Raw genomic sequence first — 14,848 nt, 5'->3', positions numbered from 1 at the left:
CGAGGCGATATGGCTGCGGCCCATGATCTCCGCCAACGGGGCGTACTCGAGGTTCGTCAGGCCCGGCCCCCACTCCGGGTGCGGATGAAACAGATTCCACAAACCCCGGCTACGCGCCTCCGCCTTCAACTCCTCCAACACCGGCGGCTGGAAATGCGGATCCCCCGACTCCCGCATCTGCTCCTCGTACACCGCCTCCGCCGGATACACATGCGAATCCATGAACTCCAGCAGATCGGTCTGCAACTGCTGGGCGCGATCCGAGATGTCAAACAGGGACATGGGAACTCCTGACGGGTAGTGAGGGAAACGTGGGTGTGCGCTTGTCGAGGTGACTCTGTACGCCCTCGACGAGATCGACCCCGCGGAACGCCTGCAACATCAGGCCTTCCGCGCGGGCCACGGACTCGGCGTAGGTGCCGTCCGCATCGTTCTGTAATTGGTCCTTGATAACGGCCATCGACGTCGGGGAGCAGTGCGTCGACAGCTCCTCGGCATACGCGACCGCGGCATCGACGACCGCCCCGTCCGGCACGAGGTGGTCGACGAGTCCGATGCGCAGTGCCTCCTCGACCTCCACCATGCGGCTCGACAGCAACAGGTCGGTGGCGCGGCTGCGTCCCACGAGCCGGGGCAGCAGCCAGGAGATGCCATATTCGGCGATCAGCCCACGTTGAGCGAAGGCGGTCGTGAAACGTGCAGCCGGTGAAGCGAACCGGACATCGCAGTAGAGAGCCTCGACCATGCCGAGCCCAGCCGCGACGCCGTTGACGGCACCGATGAGCGGCTTGCGCAGTTCAATCGGCACGTCGCGCGGACGACGGTCCGGCAGGTCCGTGACGTCGCCCACCGCTTGCAGGTGCGTCAGGTCCGCACCGGCACAGAACCCGCGGCCCGCCCCTGTCACGACGAGCGCACGGACCTCGGGGTCGTCCTCGGCCGCGTCGAGCAGGTCGAAGTAGCGGTCCTCGAGTTCGTCGGTCCAGGCGTTGAGTTTCGCCGGCCGGTTGAACGTCAGGACCAGGACCAGCCCGCGCCGCTCGGCGAGCACCAGGTCCTCGTTCGCACCGGTCATGCGTTTTCCAGCAGTGAGCTCTGGTAGCGGCGCATTCCGTGCAGCCAGCGGTCGTAGTCGGACCCCTTCTGCCGGTACATGCCGAGGACGCTTTCGTGGGGCAGGATCAGGAACGTTTCCCGGTCCACGGCGTCCAGCACTATGTCCGCGACCTGCGCCGGCTGCAGCACCTCCCCCGCCGAGATCACGGCCCGGGTGGCGGCAACCCCGAGCGGATCCCCCGAGTGCTCACCGGAGCGCATCAACTTGGTCTCGACCCCCATCGGGCAGAGGCAGCTCACCCGAATTCCTCGGTCGCCGTATGTGACCGACAGCCATTCGGCGAAAGCGACAGCTGCATGCTTGGTGACCGCGTACGTGGCCGAGCCGATCTGAGTGAGCAGGCCCGCCGCAGACGCGGTCGACACGAAGTACCCCTCGCCGCGCTCGATCCATGTCGGCACGAGTTGCTGGGCGGCGCGGATGTGGGCGCGGATGTTGACGTCGAAGGCGCGGTCCCAGTCGGCGTCGTCGGCATCGAGGCCCGGCGCTCCCCCGATGCCTGCGTTGGCGAAGTAGAGGTCGACCGGACCGAACTCGGTCTCTGCCCGCTCGATGATGCGTCGGATCTGCTCGGGGTCTGCGATATCGGCACCTTCGGCGAGGGCAGATCCGGGGTGCCGTTCGTTGATTCCGTCTGCGATCGCGGCGGCTGCGTTCGGATCGAGATCGGCGACCAGCACGCTCGCGCCCAGTTGGGCGAGACGTTCGGCGATCGCTCCGCCGATCCCGCCTCCACCGCCGGTCACGATGGCGACCTTCTGTGCAACCTTCACGAGGTGTCCTCTCCTTCGCCGTGCGTTGTGACTCGCGTCTCTCTTTTGTATAGTTGAATCCGTCGTCAAGTTCAAGTGCCGGGCTGTGAAGATCCCAGGCAGTCTGCCTCGACCTGACCGACACCCACCATCCGCAATTGAGGGAGACAGATGACCGACACGACCCAACTGCCCGTCCGTCCGGCAAGCCTCGACGAGCTCACCGCTTTGATCGGGAAGGAACTGGGCCCCACCGAATGGCACGAGGTCACTCAGGAACGGGTCGACGCGTTCGCCGACGCCACCGGTGACCACCAGTGGATTCACATCGACCCCGAACGCGCTGCATCGAGTCCCCTCGGCGGAACGATCGCCCACGGTCTCTACAGCCTGTCCCTCGGGCCTGCCCTGTCCGCGACCCTGCTGCGCTTCGACGGTTTCGCGCACAGTTTGAACTACGGGTACAACAAGGTCCGTTTTCCGGCTCCCGTGCCCGTGGGTTCGCGGATCCGGATGCGCGCCACCGTGCAGTCCGCCGAACAGGTCGGCGGAGGCATCCAGGTGACGATGACCCAGGTGGTCGAACGGGAAGGTTCGGACAAGCCGGTGGTCGTGTCGGAGTCGGTCGCCCGGGTGGTCGAGGCCGGTTAGCCCCCATGCAGTACGCGCCGCCCGAGGTGCGGCGGCACGTACTCGCGCGTGACCCCCTGATCAGAGCTCGACTCGGAGGCTGACGAACATGGCAAACGTGATCGATCCCGTGTGCCGCCACGCGGACACCACTCCCGACAACATCGCTCTGCGGGGTGCAGACAGCACCCTGACCTATCGAGAGCTGCAGATCGCGAGCACGACCTACGCGGCGGCGCTTCAGGCAGCAGATATCTCCCCCGGCGACCGCGTTCTCCTCGCCGCCCCGTCCGTGCCCGAGTTCGTGGTGGCGTACCTCGCGATTCAGGCGGCCGGGGGCGTGGTGGTCCCGGTGAACACGATGTCGACCCGGCCGGAAACCGAGTACGTCCTGAACGACGCCGGTGTGTCACTGGCAATCGTCTGGCACGAGCTTGGGCCCGCCGCGAGCCAGGCTGCGGCAGCGCTCGACATCCCGGTCCGGACGCTGACTCCGAATATTGTTGCGCTCGAAGGGGACCCGACCGCCGTCGTCGATCGGGACAGCGAGGACACCGCAGCCATTCTGTACACGTCCGGAACGACCGGACGCCCCAAAGGTGCGGAGCTGACCGTCGGAAACCTGCTCTCGGGCGGCGAGATCGGTGCCGAATGCAGTCGCGGTTCGAGCGAAGACCGCACGGGCACCGGGCTCCCGCTGTTCCACGTCTTCGGACAGGCCTCGGTCATGATGGCGACGTTCACCGGTGGTGGCTCGTTGTCGTTACTGGCGCGGTTCGACCCGTCGGCGATGCTGGAGGTGCTGCGTCGCGACCGCCTGACCATCATGGCCGGTGTCCCGACGATGTGGAATGCGATGCTCCACGCGGCGAGCGACGCCGAACCACAAGATTTCGAGCAGCTACGGATCGCGATCTCCGGCGGTGCGTCGCTGCCCGGAGAGGTGGCCCGTGAATTCGAGGCGCGCTTCGGGTGCACCATCCTCGAGGGGTACGGACTCACCGAAACCACCGCGTTCGGCACATTCAACGACATCGACCGCGGCGGCAAGATCGGCTACACGGGACGTGCTGTTCCCCGGATGGAGGTCAAGGTCCGGGACCACTCCGGAAACCACTGCCCGCCCGACACCGTCGGTGAAGTCTTCGTGAAGGGTCCCACGGTGATGAGGGGGTACTGGAACAGACCCGCCGACACCGCGGCCGTGTTGTCACCGGACGGCTGGCTGCGCACGGGAGACCTCGGCGCACTCGACTCGGACGGAGACCTCCGCATCGTCGACCGGGTCAAGGACCTCATCATTCGCGGCGGCTACAACGTGTATCCCAGTGAAATCGAAGAGGTTCTGTACACGCACCCCGACATCGTCGAGGCCGCGGTCATCGGTGTTCCCGACGACCACTACGGAGAGGAGGTGGCCGCGGTGGTGGCCCTCCTGCCCGGCTCACGGCTGGGCGGCACCGAGCTCACCGAGTGGACTCGCGAGCGCCTCTCCGCCTACAAGATTCCCCGCATCGTCTCGATCGTCGACACCCTCCCCAAAGGCTCGACAGGAAAAATTCTCAAGCGGTCGATCGACAGGGCCGCGCTGAGAACTGACGCCCTGACCGCAGAAGTACCTCGAAAGGTGACACCGTGACAACCGTCAACAGACAGGTCCGACTGGCGAAACGACCGATCGGCCGCCCCGACGACTCCACCTGGGAAATCGCCTCCGAACCGATTCCCGACCCGTCGGACGGCGAGTTCACCGTGCAGGTCGACTATGCCTCGCTCGATCCCGCCATGCGCGGCTGGCTCGACGACGTGAAGTCGTACGTGCCGCCCGTCCAGATCGGTGAGGTGATGCGCGCGCATGCCGTGGGCCGCGTCGTGGCGTCGAGAAATCGACAGTTTCCGGAGGGGCAGCTGGTATCCGGACAGTTCGGAATACAGGAGTTCGCCGTCTCCGACGGCCGGGGCGCGCTCGTTGTGGACGAGACACTCGCCCCGGCGCCCACGTGGCTCGGAGCGCTCGGATTCCCCGGCATGACCGCCTACTTCGGCCTCACCGATGTCGGCAAGCTCGAGAAGGGCGATGTCGTGCTCATCTCGGGAGCGGCGGGGGCAGTGGGAAGCATCGCCGGACAGATCGCCAAACTGAAGGGCGCGACGGTAATCGGCATTGCCGGCGGCCGCGAGAAGTGCGCGTGGCTCACCGAGGAGCTGGGTTTCGACGCCGCGATCGACTACAAGGCAGGACCCGTGGGCCGCGCGCTGCGGGCCGCTGCACCCGACGGCATCGATATCTATTTCGACAATGTCGGCGGCGAGATCCTCGACGCCGCACTGGGGCGCCTGCGCAAGAACGCCCGGGTCGCGTTGTGCGGTGCGATCTCCGGATACAACGCCACCGATCCGCAGCCCGGCCCGTCACGGTACCTCTCGTTGCTGGTCAACCGTGCCTCGATGACCGGATTCATCGTCTTCGACTATCTCGACCGGTTTGCCGAGGGCATGGAGGCGATGTCGGACTGGATTCGCAGCGGTGACATCGTGACGCGTGAGCAGGTGGAATCCGGCGGTGTCGAGGCTTTCGGCCGCACGCTCACCATGCTCTTCGACGGGGCGAACACCGGCAAGCTGGTGCTGAAGATCAGCGACAACTGACACTCCCGCCACGCACAGAATGCCCACCGCTTTCAGCGGTGGGCATTTTGTGGTCTCGGTGCCGCTCTAGTAGAACTGGGCTCCGGGAACAGCGTTCGGGTCCTTGCGGACTTCCGCCGGGTTGGTCTCGTGAAGCCGCCACGCGCAGAGGAAAGTGACCAGTCCCATCAAGGCGACGAACACGGCGACGAGCGTGGTGGTTCCGGTCTTGGCAATCAGCGCGGTCATGATGAACGGAGTACCGCCGCTGACGGTGATCGCGGCCAGTTGGTAGGCCAGAGAGGCTGCCGAATAGCGCACGTTGGGTGCGAACAGCTCACCCATGTAGGCGGCGATCGGACCGTAGGTCATGGACTGGAAGACACTTCCGACGGTGACGGCGATGAAGAACAGCACGAGGTTCTTCGTGTTGATCAGCCAGAAGTACGGGAAGGCCCACAGCACGATCATTCCGGCACCGATCAAGATCATCGGCCGTCGCCCGATCTTGTCCGACACGTGCCCCGACCACAGCACCACACCGACGGTGAGCCCGGCACTGAGCAGGGAGATCGCCAGCAGATCGTTGCGCTTCATGCCCAATTCGGCAGTGCCGTAACTGAGCACGCCGGCGATCGAAATGTAGAACAGCGAGTTGGTAGCCGCGAGAAGTCCGCACCCGAGCAGAATCTTGCGCCAGTGGTCCTTGACCGCCTGGGTCAGTGGCGCCCGGACCACCGTTTCCTTGCCTTTCTGCGCCTCTTCCTGCAGCTCGCGGAACTCGGGTGTGTCCTCGACCCTCGTCTGGATGTAGAGCACGACGGGGAACAGCAATGCGCTGGCGAAGAAGGGAATACGCCAACCCCAGCTGAGGAACGCCTCGTTCGAGATGGCGGCGGTGGCGCCCAGGAACACGAGGTTGCCGAGTAGCACACCGAACGAGACGCCCATCTGACCGAAGGTGCCGGAGAACCCTCTGCGTTTGGGACTCGCCGACTCCGTGAGCAGGAGGACGATTCCGCCCCACTGACCGCCGCACGCGATGCCCTGGATGAAGCGCAGCACCACCAGCAGGATCGGTGCAGCCACTCCGATCGAGGATGCACCCGGGAGGCATCCGATGAGGAAGGTGGCGAGGCCCATGAACAGCAGGCAGGTCACCACAGCGGGCTTGCGCCCGTACTTGTCACCGTAGTGGCCTGCGACGAGTCCACCGAGAGGCCGAGCGACGAAGCCCGCCCAGAACGTGCTGAACGACAGGAGAGTGCCCATCAGCGCCGACGAATCGGGGAAGAAGACATGCGGAAAGACAAGGGCCGCAGCGGTTCCGTAGAGGAAGAAGTCGTACCACTCGATGGAGCTGCCGACGAGGCCTGCCGCCAGCAGCTTCCGATGTGCCCGCTTCCGCTGGACGGCCGTGTCGCCGGTCGCGTCCTTACTCGGCTGCACCGCGGATGTAGTCATCCAATCACTCCTCGAGATAGGTCTGTGGGGGTTGGGCCTACGAGATGAAGTTTCAGAACCTGACGCCAACTTCAAGTCAGTGAGCGCTTGCTTAGTGTGTTTCACTTGACGTGTGATGTCAATCACTCGGCACGATCGATCTGACATATATTTGCCACGGACCCGGCCGGCCCGTGGAACCCGAGAGGACTACACATGACCGATCTGCGGGACCCCACCCTCGCGGCCGGTGAACCGTCCCGCGATGCCTCGACATCCGAGGAGCGCCTGCTCGCCGCGGCTACGGTGTTGTTCTCCGACAGAGGCTTCGAGGCCACCACCACGCGCGACATCTCCACGATGGCAGGCCTGAGCCCCTCCGCGATGTACGTCCACTTCCCATCCAAGGAGGATCTGCTGTTCCGGCTCGTATGCCGCGCCCACGAGCGCGCACTCGCGCAGGTGCTGGACGCCGTCGCACCGTTCACCGACCCGATCGACCGGGTTCGCGCGCTGGTACGCGACTTCAGCATGTTGCACGCCACAAATTTCCGTAAGGCACGCATCGCGCAGTACGAGAGCCGGCATCTCAACGCCGAACACCACGAGGTCGTGGCGCAGACGCGCCTGCAGATCCGCGTCGCAGCGATGCGGGAGGTGCGCAGGGGAATCGATCAGGGGGTCTTCCTGATTCCCGATCCCCGAGTCGCGGTGCTCGCCATCATGTCCCTCGCCGTCGACATCTGCCGCTGGTACCACCCCGACGGTGAATTCACCCCGCAAGAGCTGGGCGACATCAACGCCGACCTCGTCCTACGAATCCTGCACGCGCCCGGCTACTGAATCTCAGCGGAATCCGGCACCCGCAGAGCGTTCGTCCACATCCGCGCCAACCCCGTCGCCAACTGATCGAACGACAGGGACTTCCGTTCGCTCACGGGCCCGACGAAATAGCCGTAAGCCGTCCTGCCGACCATGGCGGAGAGCGCCTTGGACGTGAGCATCGGGTCCAGCGCCCCGTCTGCGAGGCCCCGATCCTGCAGGTCCGCAATTGCCCGGGCGTTGCGACGAAAGAAGATGCCGTCGCGCCGGCGTTCGAGTTCACGAAATTCGGGGTCTACGTGCGCCACTTGCTCGAGTAGCGCCAGTAGCCGTGCGTTTCTTTGGCATGCGTGCAGATACGCGCGGATACTGGCCTCGACGACCGCGTGCACGTCGCCCTCATCGGCTACTCGTCCCATTCCGGGGTGGAGCAGATCGTTCTGAGTCACCTCGACGACAGCCGCAAAAATCTGTTCCTTGTTGGCGAAGTAGGTGTAAAAGGAACCCGTCGAAAGCCCAGCCTCCTTGCTGATGTCGACGAGCCGAGCATCGAGATAGCCCTCACGCTCGAACACCACTCGGGCGGCGGCGACCAACCGGTCACGAGTGCGGACCCCTCGGGCCGTCACCGGTGGCTCCCGGAGGACGGTCGCGTTCGCCATCGAGGGCGAACCTTCCACTCCCCGTTCGGGGAGCACTTCCCCACCGTTGGAGTTCTTCATACCCGAGTAATACTTGAATTCGGTGTCAGTTTCAAGGTGTCGAACTACCGTGCGGATGCCGCGACGTGCTCGGAACACGTCAGGACGACTGGCGCGCCGTCGGTGATGGCAATGGTGTGTTCGCTGTGAGCGGTACGAGATCCGTCGGCGGAGCGGATGGTCCACCCGTCATCGTCGTAGATGATTCTGTCGGTGCTGTGGGCGAACCACGGTTCGAGCGCAAGGGTCAATCCGGGCTGCAGCCGGGGACCTCGTCCCGCGCGTCCCACGTTGGAGACGTGTGGGTCTTCGTGCATGGTGCGCCCGATTCCGTGGCCGCCGAACTCTGTGTTGACCGAGAATCCATAGTCGGCGGCCACGGCCCCGATCGCCGCGGAGATGTCGCCCAAGCGGTTACCGGGCAACGCAGCGGCAATCCCTGCCGCCAAGGCACGTTCGGTAGCTTCGATCAGCCGCTCATCCTCGGCTCGCGGGACACCGACGATCACACTCCGCGCTGAATCGGCGGCCCACCCATCAATCGACACCGCGATATCCATGCTCAGGAGGTCCGAGTCACGCAGTGAATAGTCATGCGGCAGCCCATGCAGCACTGCATCGTTGACCGACAGGCAGATGACGTTGCGGAACGGACCCCGCCCGAACGACGGCGCGTAATCCCAGTAGCACGACTGGGCGCCGCGTTGGGCGATCAGCTGGCGGGCGCGGTGTTCGAGGTCGAGTAGGTTCACCCCCGGCTCGGCCCGGCGGGCGAGGTCGTCGAGCAGCTCGGCGATGAACGCGCCCGTGACGCGCATCGCTTCGATCTCACGAGGTGTCTTCAGTTCCAGCACAAGTTTTCCTCTCCACCCGACCCGATGACCGGTATTAAAATACCATCGTAGCCGAGGGGTCGGTATTTTCATACCGCCTTCGAGTAGACTGGTGGAATGGTGCGTCTCCCGCTCACTCCTGCCCAACTCGCGGCCGGTCAGCGCCTGGGCGCGCATCTGCGTCAAGCCCGAGGCGATCGCACGCTCGTCGAGGTGGCGCAGGCGACGGCGATCTCGCCGGAAACTCTGCGCAAGATCGAGACCGGCAGAATGCCGACTCCGGCATTCACAACCATTGCAGCACTGGCCCGTACCCTCGCCGTGCCCCTCGACGACCTTGCGCATATCTGCCTTGCCCGCGCCGACCTCCAGGAGACCGGCTGACTCAGGCTCGCACCGACTCTGTTCGCGGAACACTGCATCGAGGCTTAATAAGCGATCACATTCTCGAAGTATCGCCGCGGCACCTCCACCAGCATCTCGGAGATCATCGTCTCCGTGACACCCCGCTCGCGCACGTACGGCAGCACGTCGTTCTCGATGTGGAGGTAGTGCCACTGCGGTAGCGCTGCCATGAGGTTCGGGTCGATCCAGTCGATGTAACAGGATGCGTCCTGGGACAGCACCATCTGCCCGGCGAACCCGCGGCGGCACATTTCGATGAGCGTGTCCGCACGCGCCTCGAAGGTGGTGTCCAGATTGATCCCGAACCGGTCCATCCCGAGGATGAACCCTTGCTCCGCCAAGCTCGTCAGGTGCTCGACGTCCGTCGTGTCACCACTGTGTCCGAGGACGATCCGGTCGGGCCGCACGCCCTCCTCGTCGCACATGACCCGTTTGACGTGCACGCCCGCGGTGCTGCCCGGATGGGTATGCACGGTGATCGGCACACCGGTACGCCGATGCGCCTTCGCCACCGCCCGCATCACCCGCTCGACGCCGGGCGTCAAACCCTGTTGATCGATGGCGCACTTGAGCAGCCCTGCCCGGACCCCGGTGTCGGCGATTCCCTCTTCGATGTCCTTGACGAACATGTCGACCATCGGGTCGGGAACCTCGGCGCCCACCATGGCGTCGAGCGCGGGACCTCGATAGTGGAAGAAGAACGGCACATCGTCATACGTGTACAACCCGGTGGCCGCAACGATATTCAAGTCCGGGAGCTGTTCGGCCACGCGCTGGATGCGCGGGATGTATCGGCCGAGGCCGACGACGGTGGGGTCGACGATCGTCCGGACCCCCTGCGCGGCCAGGGCACGTAGCTTCGCCACGGCGTCTGCGACGCGCTCGTCCTCACTCCCCCACTCCTCCGGATAGTTCTGCTGCACATCGGGAGTCAGCACGAACACGTGCTCGTGCATGTAAGTACGACCGAGTTCCGCGGTGTCGACAGGACCACGGACAGTGTTGATACGGGTCATGAGTGCTCTCTTCCTGGTCGGACGGACTCGGCGGGGCTGCCAGGCGAGATCGACCCCGGCACATCCTCACGTCCTCTCACCTGTGACGACCGTCATAGCGCTGACCGCTCACAGTAGAGCGCAATTGAATCTGACGTCAACATTCAGTGGAAGTCCACCCGGGAGTGCGGGAGGGCAATTCTAGTTTCCGGCCGCCGCCGCCTGGATCGGCGCCATGTCGAAGTAATCGCGCCACGCGGCGATCTTGCCGTCGGCGATCTCGAAGACGCCGACGACCGGCAACTCCACCCTGGTGTCATTGATGTCGAACACGTCGACCCGTTCGTTCATGATCACACCGCTCCCGTCCTCCCCGCCGGCACTGCCGACCTGACGGTGCACCCGGAATTCGATGCCGCCGAAAGCGGCGACGAAACCCGTCACAAACTCACGGATCGCGTCCCGCCCGCTGACCGGCTCCATCGGAATATTGTGATAGACCGCGTCTTCCGTGAAATACTCGGCGATCGCGGCCGGGTCGGGGTCGGACCATTCGGCGCAGAATCGGGTGACCAGCTCATCGGGGGTCATCGGCATTCCCTTCGGTTGCGTACGGTTCGATGATGGCCATGACCGACTGGATCGCTCCGGCCGGGATGTGGAAATGCTCGGTGATGCGGACCGTCGTGACCTCGGTGGGCGCAACCCCGAGGTCGAGCAGGAACCGCGCCACCACGTTCTCGCCCCACTCGTGGAACGAGAGCTCGCGAACTGCCTGGATGGCCTGGTATTGCGGCCCGTTCTCGAGTTCGTCCCGGATGAACGACCCCGAGTCGCCGGTGCGCTGACCGTTCTCCACACGCCAGGCGGTGTCGGCGAGCCGTACCTTCGTCGCGTCGTGGCTCACGAGCGCGTCGATGTAGGCGCGGGCCATCGCAACGCGTCCGCTGTCGGCGGTGTCGGTAGCGTGTTCGGCGATCGCAGCGAGGAGTGACTGCGCCAGCTCCGGCCGGCAGATCACCAGATCGGGGAGATACGGATGAGACTCGTTGTACTGCAGCGGCATTCCGTCGATACGTGAGCAATGCAGGCCCGCGGCCGCGGCGACACCTACCGGAGCCGCCGAGTCCCATTCCCACTGTCCGCCCGCATGCACGTACGCGTCCACGTCACCCCGCAGCACGGCCATCGCCTTGGCACCCGCCGACCCCATGGTCCGAACCTCCGCGCCGATCTGCGTCGCTACGGCGTCGATGAATGCCGGCGGCCTACTGGCACTCACCACGATGCGCGGTCGCGCCGGGAGTTCCTCGGCGTGCACTGCGCGGCTCCCGTCGTCACTCGCGTACACCGCCCCCAACGCCGGTTGGGACACCGCGGCGGCGGTGATGCCCCGGCCACGCTCCCACAACGCGACGTGCACGGCCCAGTCCGAGTGCCCCGGTGACCCGTATTCCTTCGAGCCGTCGAGGGGATCGACGATCCAGACCCGATCGCTGTCGAGTCGCGACCGGTCGTCGGCCGACTCCTCGGAGAGAACGGAATCCCCGGGACGCTCGGCCGCCAGTTTCCCGGAGATGAACGCGTCGGCGGCAACGTCACCGCGCCGGCCCAGCTCACGCCCGTCCGCGGATCCGAGTCCGGCAGCACGGATGTCCAGCAACAAGGCACCTGCACCGGAGGCGATATCGGCCGCGAGCCGCGCGTCAGAGGTCACGTCTCAACAATTCCATAATCTTCGCCGCTTGTTCGCTCGGCGTGCCGTCCTCCGGCCGGAGTACGAGTTCAGCTTCCCCGGGTGCCTCGTACGGGTCGTCGACTCCCGTAAACCCCTTGATCTCCCCGGCCCGCGCCTTCGCATACATTCCCTTGGGATCGCGGGCCTCGCACTGCTGCACCGGGGTGTCGACGAACACTTCGATGAAGTCGACCCCCGCCGCCCGATGCTCTGCGCGCACGCGCTCCCGATCTGCGCGGTAGGGACTGATGAGAGAGGCGATCGCGACGACACCAGCGTCGGCAAGCAGCTGCGCCACCGCACCGACCCGTCGGACGTTTTCGGCGCGGTCCGCGGCACTGAAACCGAGATCGGAGTTGAGCCCGTGTCGCAGGTTGTCGCCGTCGAGCCGGTACGCGGGCACGCCGGAGGCGACCAGCCGACTTTCGAGTTCGACCGCGACGGTCGACTTCCCCGAAGCCGAGAGGCCGGTGAGCCACACGGTGCGTCCGCGGGTGGGCCGTTCCTCGCGCGACACCGCCGCCGCGTGCCACACCACTTTCGCCGGGGACAGCGTCGGTCCGGTGATCATCCCTGCCGCGACGGTGTTGTTCGTGGTCTCGTCGACGAGAATGAAACTGCCCGTCACGTGGTTGCGGCGGTAGGGGTCGAACATCAGAGGTTGTGACGTCTTCAGCTGAACTCGGCCGATCTCGTTGAGCGAGAGCGACCGTGCCGTTTCGTCGCGGTGCAGCGTGTTGACGTCGAGCCGATAGTCGAGGCGGGCCACCGTGGCCCTGACGGCCCGGGTGGTGTGGAGCAGCGTGTACCGCGCGTCCGGATCCAGGGCAGCCTGGTCACTGAACCAGCACACCATGGCGTCGAGTTCACTGCCGACGAGAGGCCGGTTGTTGGGGCGGCACAACACGTCACCGCGGCTGACGTCCAACTGATCGGCAAGCTGGACACACACCGCGGACGGCGCGAAGGCCTCGTCGAGGGCGGTTCCGCCCGGCCCCCAGATGGCGCTGACCGTGGAGGTGAACCCCGACGGCAGCACCACCACCTCGTCCCCCGGCTTGAGCACTCCGCTGGCGATCGTGCCTGCATAACCCCGGAAGTCGTGCAGCGTGGAATCCGTCTGGCGTTGTGGCCGGATCACATACTGCACCGGGAATCGCGCGTCGATGAGATTGCGGTCGGAAGCGACGTGCACCTGCTCGAGATGGTGCAGTAGTGACGCACCCTCGTACCAGGACATGTTGGCTGTCCGCTGCGCGATGTTGTCGCCGCGCAACGCCGAGACGGGGATGAAGGTGAGGTCGTGCACTTCCAGTTTGATCGCGAACTGCCGGAACTCTTCCTTGATCTCTTCGAAGCGCTCCTCCGACCACCCCACCAGGTCCATCTTGTTCACGCACAGCACGAGGTGCGGGATCCCGAGAAGGCTCGCGATGAAAGCGTGCCTGCGGGTCTGCTCGAGCACCCCTTTCCTGGCGTCGACGAGAATTAATGCCAGGTCTGCGGTCGAGGCACCGGTCACCATGTTCCGGGTGTACTGCTCGTGCCCCGGAGTGTCCGCGATGATGAATTTGCGGTGCGGGTTCGCGAAGTAGCGGTGTGCGACATCGATAGTGATGCCCTGCTCTCGTTCGGCGCGGAGGCCGTCGGTGAGCAGAGCGAGATCGGCGTGCTCGTCGCCGCGTTCGCGGCTGGTCCGCTCCACCGACTCGAGTTGGTCCTCGAAGACCGCCTTGGAGTCGTAGAGCAGACGGCCTATGAGAGTGGACTTTCCGTCGTCGACACTTCCCGCCGTCGCGACCCGGAGAAGCTGCGGCATCAGAAGTACCCTTCCTTCTTGCGATCCTCCATGCCGGCCTCGGAGATCCGGTCGTCCGCGCGGGTCGCCCCACGCTCGGTCACCCTGCTTGCCGCCACCTCGGTGACGACGGCCTCGGCGGTGGTCGCCGACGATTCGACGCACCCCGTGCAGGTGGCGTCGCCGACGGTCCGGAACCGCACGAGCGCCTCGTACGGTTCGTCGCCCGGCAGCAGCGTCAGGAAACGGGTGCGCGCCAGAAGCATTCCGTCGCGCGGCACCACCTCGCGACGATGCGCGTAGTAGAGAGCGGGAAGGTCGATGCCTTCCTCGCTGATGTACTGCCAGATGTCGAGTTCGGTCCAGTTCGACAGCGGAAAAACCCTGATGTGCTCACGCTTGCGATGCCGGCCGTTGTACAGACTCCACAGTTCCGGGCGCTGCGCCCGAGGCTCCCACTGCCCGAACTCGTCACGGAAGCTGAAGATCCGCTCCTTCGCGCGCGCCTTCTCCTCATCTCTGCGGGCACCGCCGAAGACGGCATCGAAGCCGTTGTCCGTGATGCCGCGCAGGAGCGCCGTGGTCTGGAGTCTATTTCGGCTGGCACGCGCTCCCGTCTCTTCACTGACGCGGCCCGCATCGATGTCGTCCTGCACGCTCGTCACCACCAACCGCAGGCCGAGTCGCTCCACCGTGCGATCACGGAACTCGATCACCTCGTCGAAATTATGCCCCGTGTCCACGTGCATGACGGCGAAAGGGACCGGCGCAGGCCAGAAGGCCTTCGCGGCCACGTGGAGCATCACCACCGAATCCTTCCCACCGGAGAAGAGCAGAACCGGACGCTCGAACGTCGCGGCCGCTTCACGAAAGATGTGCACTGCCTCCGCCTCGAGCGCGCCGAGATGCGACAGCTCGTAGACGGGCGGTGCCGTGGATGAGGTCATGGAGCGACTCCTCGTCGCGAGAGCCATACCGAGCCGGTT

The 14,848-nt window shown here is 65.3% G+C and carries 15 protein-coding genes and 1 pseudogene; 5 read left to right on the top strand and 11 right to left on the bottom strand.

Features of this window, described 5'->3' with window-relative positions; genetic code table 11:
- The 3 genes and pseudogenes from NOF53_RS23480 to NOF53_RS23470 form a co-directional block, all read right to left on the bottom strand.
- Nucleotides 1-282: pseudogene (locus NOF53_RS23480) on the bottom strand (acyl-CoA dehydrogenase); the annotation flags it as partial.
- A complete protein-coding gene (locus NOF53_RS23475; protein WP_255973289.1) occupies nucleotides 269-1,075 on the bottom strand; it encodes an enoyl-CoA hydratase-related protein in 807 nt (268 codons plus the stop codon). The pseudogene NOF53_RS23480 and the gene NOF53_RS23475, both read right to left, overlap by 14 nt.
- Nucleotides 1,072-1,890, bottom strand: coding sequence for an SDR family oxidoreductase (locus NOF53_RS23470; RefSeq protein WP_255973287.1), 819 nt, complete (start codon nucleotides 1,888-1,890; stop codon nucleotides 1,072-1,074). Before NOF53_RS23470 ends, NOF53_RS23475 begins: the two co-directional genes overlap by 4 nt.
- Nucleotides 1,891-2,040: 150 nt before the next feature.
- Between NOF53_RS23470 and NOF53_RS23465 the strand changes: the two genes are divergently transcribed.
- From NOF53_RS23465 to NOF53_RS23455, 3 genes are all read left to right on the top strand, one after another.
- Complete coding sequence (locus tag NOF53_RS23465; protein ID WP_255973285.1) at nucleotides 2,041-2,520, top strand: MaoC family dehydratase; 480 nt, start codon at nucleotides 2,041-2,043, stop codon at nucleotides 2,518-2,520.
- An 88-nt stretch (nucleotides 2,521-2,608) separates the two neighbouring features.
- Nucleotides 2,609-4,138, top strand: a complete 1,530-nt coding sequence (locus NOF53_RS23460; RefSeq protein ID WP_255973283.1) for an AMP-binding protein — start codon at nucleotides 2,609-2,611, stop codon at nucleotides 4,136-4,138.
- Entirely contained in the window at nucleotides 4,135-5,148 is a 1,014-nt protein-coding gene (locus tag NOF53_RS23455; RefSeq protein WP_255973281.1) for an NADP-dependent oxidoreductase, read from the top strand. The genes NOF53_RS23460 and NOF53_RS23455 overlap by 4 nt, the downstream gene beginning before the upstream one ends.
- Nucleotides 5,149-5,214: 66 nt before the next feature.
- Here the strand turns inward: NOF53_RS23455 and NOF53_RS23450 are convergent, their stop codons facing one another.
- Nucleotides 5,215-6,591, bottom strand: coding sequence for an MFS transporter (locus tag NOF53_RS23450; RefSeq protein WP_255973279.1), 1,377 nt, complete (start codon nucleotides 6,589-6,591; stop codon nucleotides 5,215-5,217).
- Nucleotides 6,592-6,786: 195 nt separating this feature from the next.
- Between NOF53_RS23450 and NOF53_RS23445 the strand changes: the two genes are divergently transcribed.
- Nucleotides 6,787-7,413, top strand: a complete 627-nt coding sequence (locus NOF53_RS23445) for a TetR/AcrR family transcriptional regulator (RefSeq protein ID WP_255973276.1) — start codon at nucleotides 6,787-6,789, stop codon at nucleotides 7,411-7,413.
- Here the strand turns inward: NOF53_RS23445 and NOF53_RS23440 are convergent.
- Both NOF53_RS23440 and map read right to left on the bottom strand, forming a co-directional pair.
- On the bottom strand, nucleotides 7,407-8,054 hold the full coding sequence (locus NOF53_RS23440; protein ID WP_255973295.1) for a TetR/AcrR family transcriptional regulator: 648 nt from the start codon (nucleotides 8,052-8,054) through the stop codon (nucleotides 7,407-7,409). The two genes, NOF53_RS23445 and NOF53_RS23440, sit on opposite strands and share 7 nt — an antisense overlap.
- A 104-nt stretch (nucleotides 8,055-8,158) precedes the next feature.
- On the bottom strand, nucleotides 8,159-8,947 hold the full coding sequence (gene map, locus NOF53_RS23435; RefSeq protein ID WP_255973274.1) for a type I methionyl aminopeptidase: 789 nt from the start codon (nucleotides 8,945-8,947) through the stop codon (nucleotides 8,159-8,161).
- A gap of 96 nt (nucleotides 8,948-9,043) precedes the next feature.
- On the opposite strand from map, the gene NOF53_RS23430 reads away from it, so the two are divergent.
- Complete coding sequence (locus NOF53_RS23430) at nucleotides 9,044-9,310, top strand: helix-turn-helix domain-containing protein (RefSeq protein WP_255973271.1); 267 nt, start codon at nucleotides 9,044-9,046, stop codon at nucleotides 9,308-9,310.
- A gap of 44 nt (nucleotides 9,311-9,354) precedes the next feature.
- On the opposite strand, the gene NOF53_RS23425 is transcribed toward NOF53_RS23430, so the two are convergent.
- From NOF53_RS23425 to cysD, 5 genes are all read right to left on the bottom strand, one after another.
- Complete coding sequence (locus tag NOF53_RS23425) at nucleotides 9,355-10,347, bottom strand: phosphotriesterase family protein (RefSeq protein WP_255973269.1); 993 nt, start codon at nucleotides 10,345-10,347, stop codon at nucleotides 9,355-9,357.
- Nucleotides 10,348-10,527: 180 nt separating this feature from the next.
- Nucleotides 10,528-10,917: a nuclear transport factor 2 family protein gene (locus NOF53_RS23420; RefSeq protein WP_255973266.1), complete on the bottom strand. Its 390-nt coding sequence runs from the start codon at nucleotides 10,915-10,917 to the stop codon at nucleotides 10,528-10,530.
- Complete coding sequence (locus tag NOF53_RS23415; protein ID WP_255973264.1) at nucleotides 10,904-12,043, bottom strand: 3'(2'),5'-bisphosphate nucleotidase CysQ; 1,140 nt, start codon at nucleotides 12,041-12,043, stop codon at nucleotides 10,904-10,906. The genes NOF53_RS23420 and NOF53_RS23415 overlap by 14 nt, the downstream gene beginning before the upstream one ends.
- On the bottom strand, nucleotides 12,033-13,883 hold the full coding sequence (gene cysC, locus NOF53_RS23410; RefSeq protein ID WP_255973262.1) for an adenylyl-sulfate kinase: 1,851 nt from the start codon (nucleotides 13,881-13,883) through the stop codon (nucleotides 12,033-12,035). Before cysC ends, NOF53_RS23415 begins: the two co-directional genes overlap by 11 nt.
- Nucleotides 13,883-14,809 carry a sulfate adenylyltransferase subunit CysD gene (gene cysD, locus NOF53_RS23405; RefSeq protein WP_255973260.1) on the bottom strand — a complete coding sequence of 309 codons (927 nt, stop codon included), beginning with the start codon at nucleotides 14,807-14,809 and terminating at the stop codon, nucleotides 13,883-13,885. The genes cysC and cysD overlap by 1 nt, the downstream gene beginning before the upstream one ends.
- Nucleotides 14,810-14,848 lie beyond the last annotated feature (39 nt).

The organism is Rhodococcus tibetensis (genome assembly GCF_024438035.1).
Taxonomy (GTDB): domain Bacteria; phylum Actinomycetota; class Actinomycetes; order Mycobacteriales; family Mycobacteriaceae; genus Rhodococcus_F; species Rhodococcus_F tibetensis.
This window is presented reverse-complemented; position numbering and strand designations above follow the sequence as displayed.

Bases quoted from the DNA above. Each gene is read 5' to 3' on its own strand.
- NOF53_RS23430 (WP_255973271.1), top strand. From the start codon at position 9,044: ATGGTGCGTCTCCCGCTCACTCCTGCCCAACTCGCGGCCGGTCAGCGC.
- NOF53_RS23425 (WP_255973269.1), bottom strand. From the start codon at position 10,347: ATGACCCGTATCAACACTGTCCGTGGTCCTGTCGACACCGCGGAACTC.
- cysC (WP_255973262.1), bottom strand. From the start codon at position 13,883: ATGCCGCAGCTTCTCCGGGTCGCGACGGCGGGAAGTGTCGACGACGGA.
- NOF53_RS23475 (WP_255973289.1), bottom strand. From the start codon at position 1,075: ATGACCGGTGCGAACGAGGACCTGGTGCTCGCCGAGCGGCGCGGGCTG.
- NOF53_RS23450 (WP_255973279.1), bottom strand. From the start codon at position 6,591: ATGACTACATCCGCGGTGCAGCCGAGTAAGGACGCGACCGGCGACACG.
- NOF53_RS23440 (WP_255973295.1), bottom strand. From the start codon at position 8,054: ATGGCGAACGCGACCGTCCTCCGGGAGCCACCGGTGACGGCCCGAGGG.
- NOF53_RS23460 (WP_255973283.1), top strand. From the start codon at position 2,609: ATGGCAAACGTGATCGATCCCGTGTGCCGCCACGCGGACACCACTCCC.
- NOF53_RS23420 (WP_255973266.1), bottom strand. From the start codon at position 10,917: ATGACCCCCGATGAGCTGGTCACCCGATTCTGCGCCGAATGGTCCGAC.
- cysD (WP_255973260.1), bottom strand. From the start codon at position 14,809: ATGACCTCATCCACGGCACCGCCCGTCTACGAGCTGTCGCATCTCGGC.
- NOF53_RS23445 (WP_255973276.1), top strand. From the start codon at position 6,787: ATGACCGATCTGCGGGACCCCACCCTCGCGGCCGGTGAACCGTCCCGC.
- NOF53_RS23465 (WP_255973285.1), top strand. From the start codon at position 2,041: ATGACCGACACGACCCAACTGCCCGTCCGTCCGGCAAGCCTCGACGAG.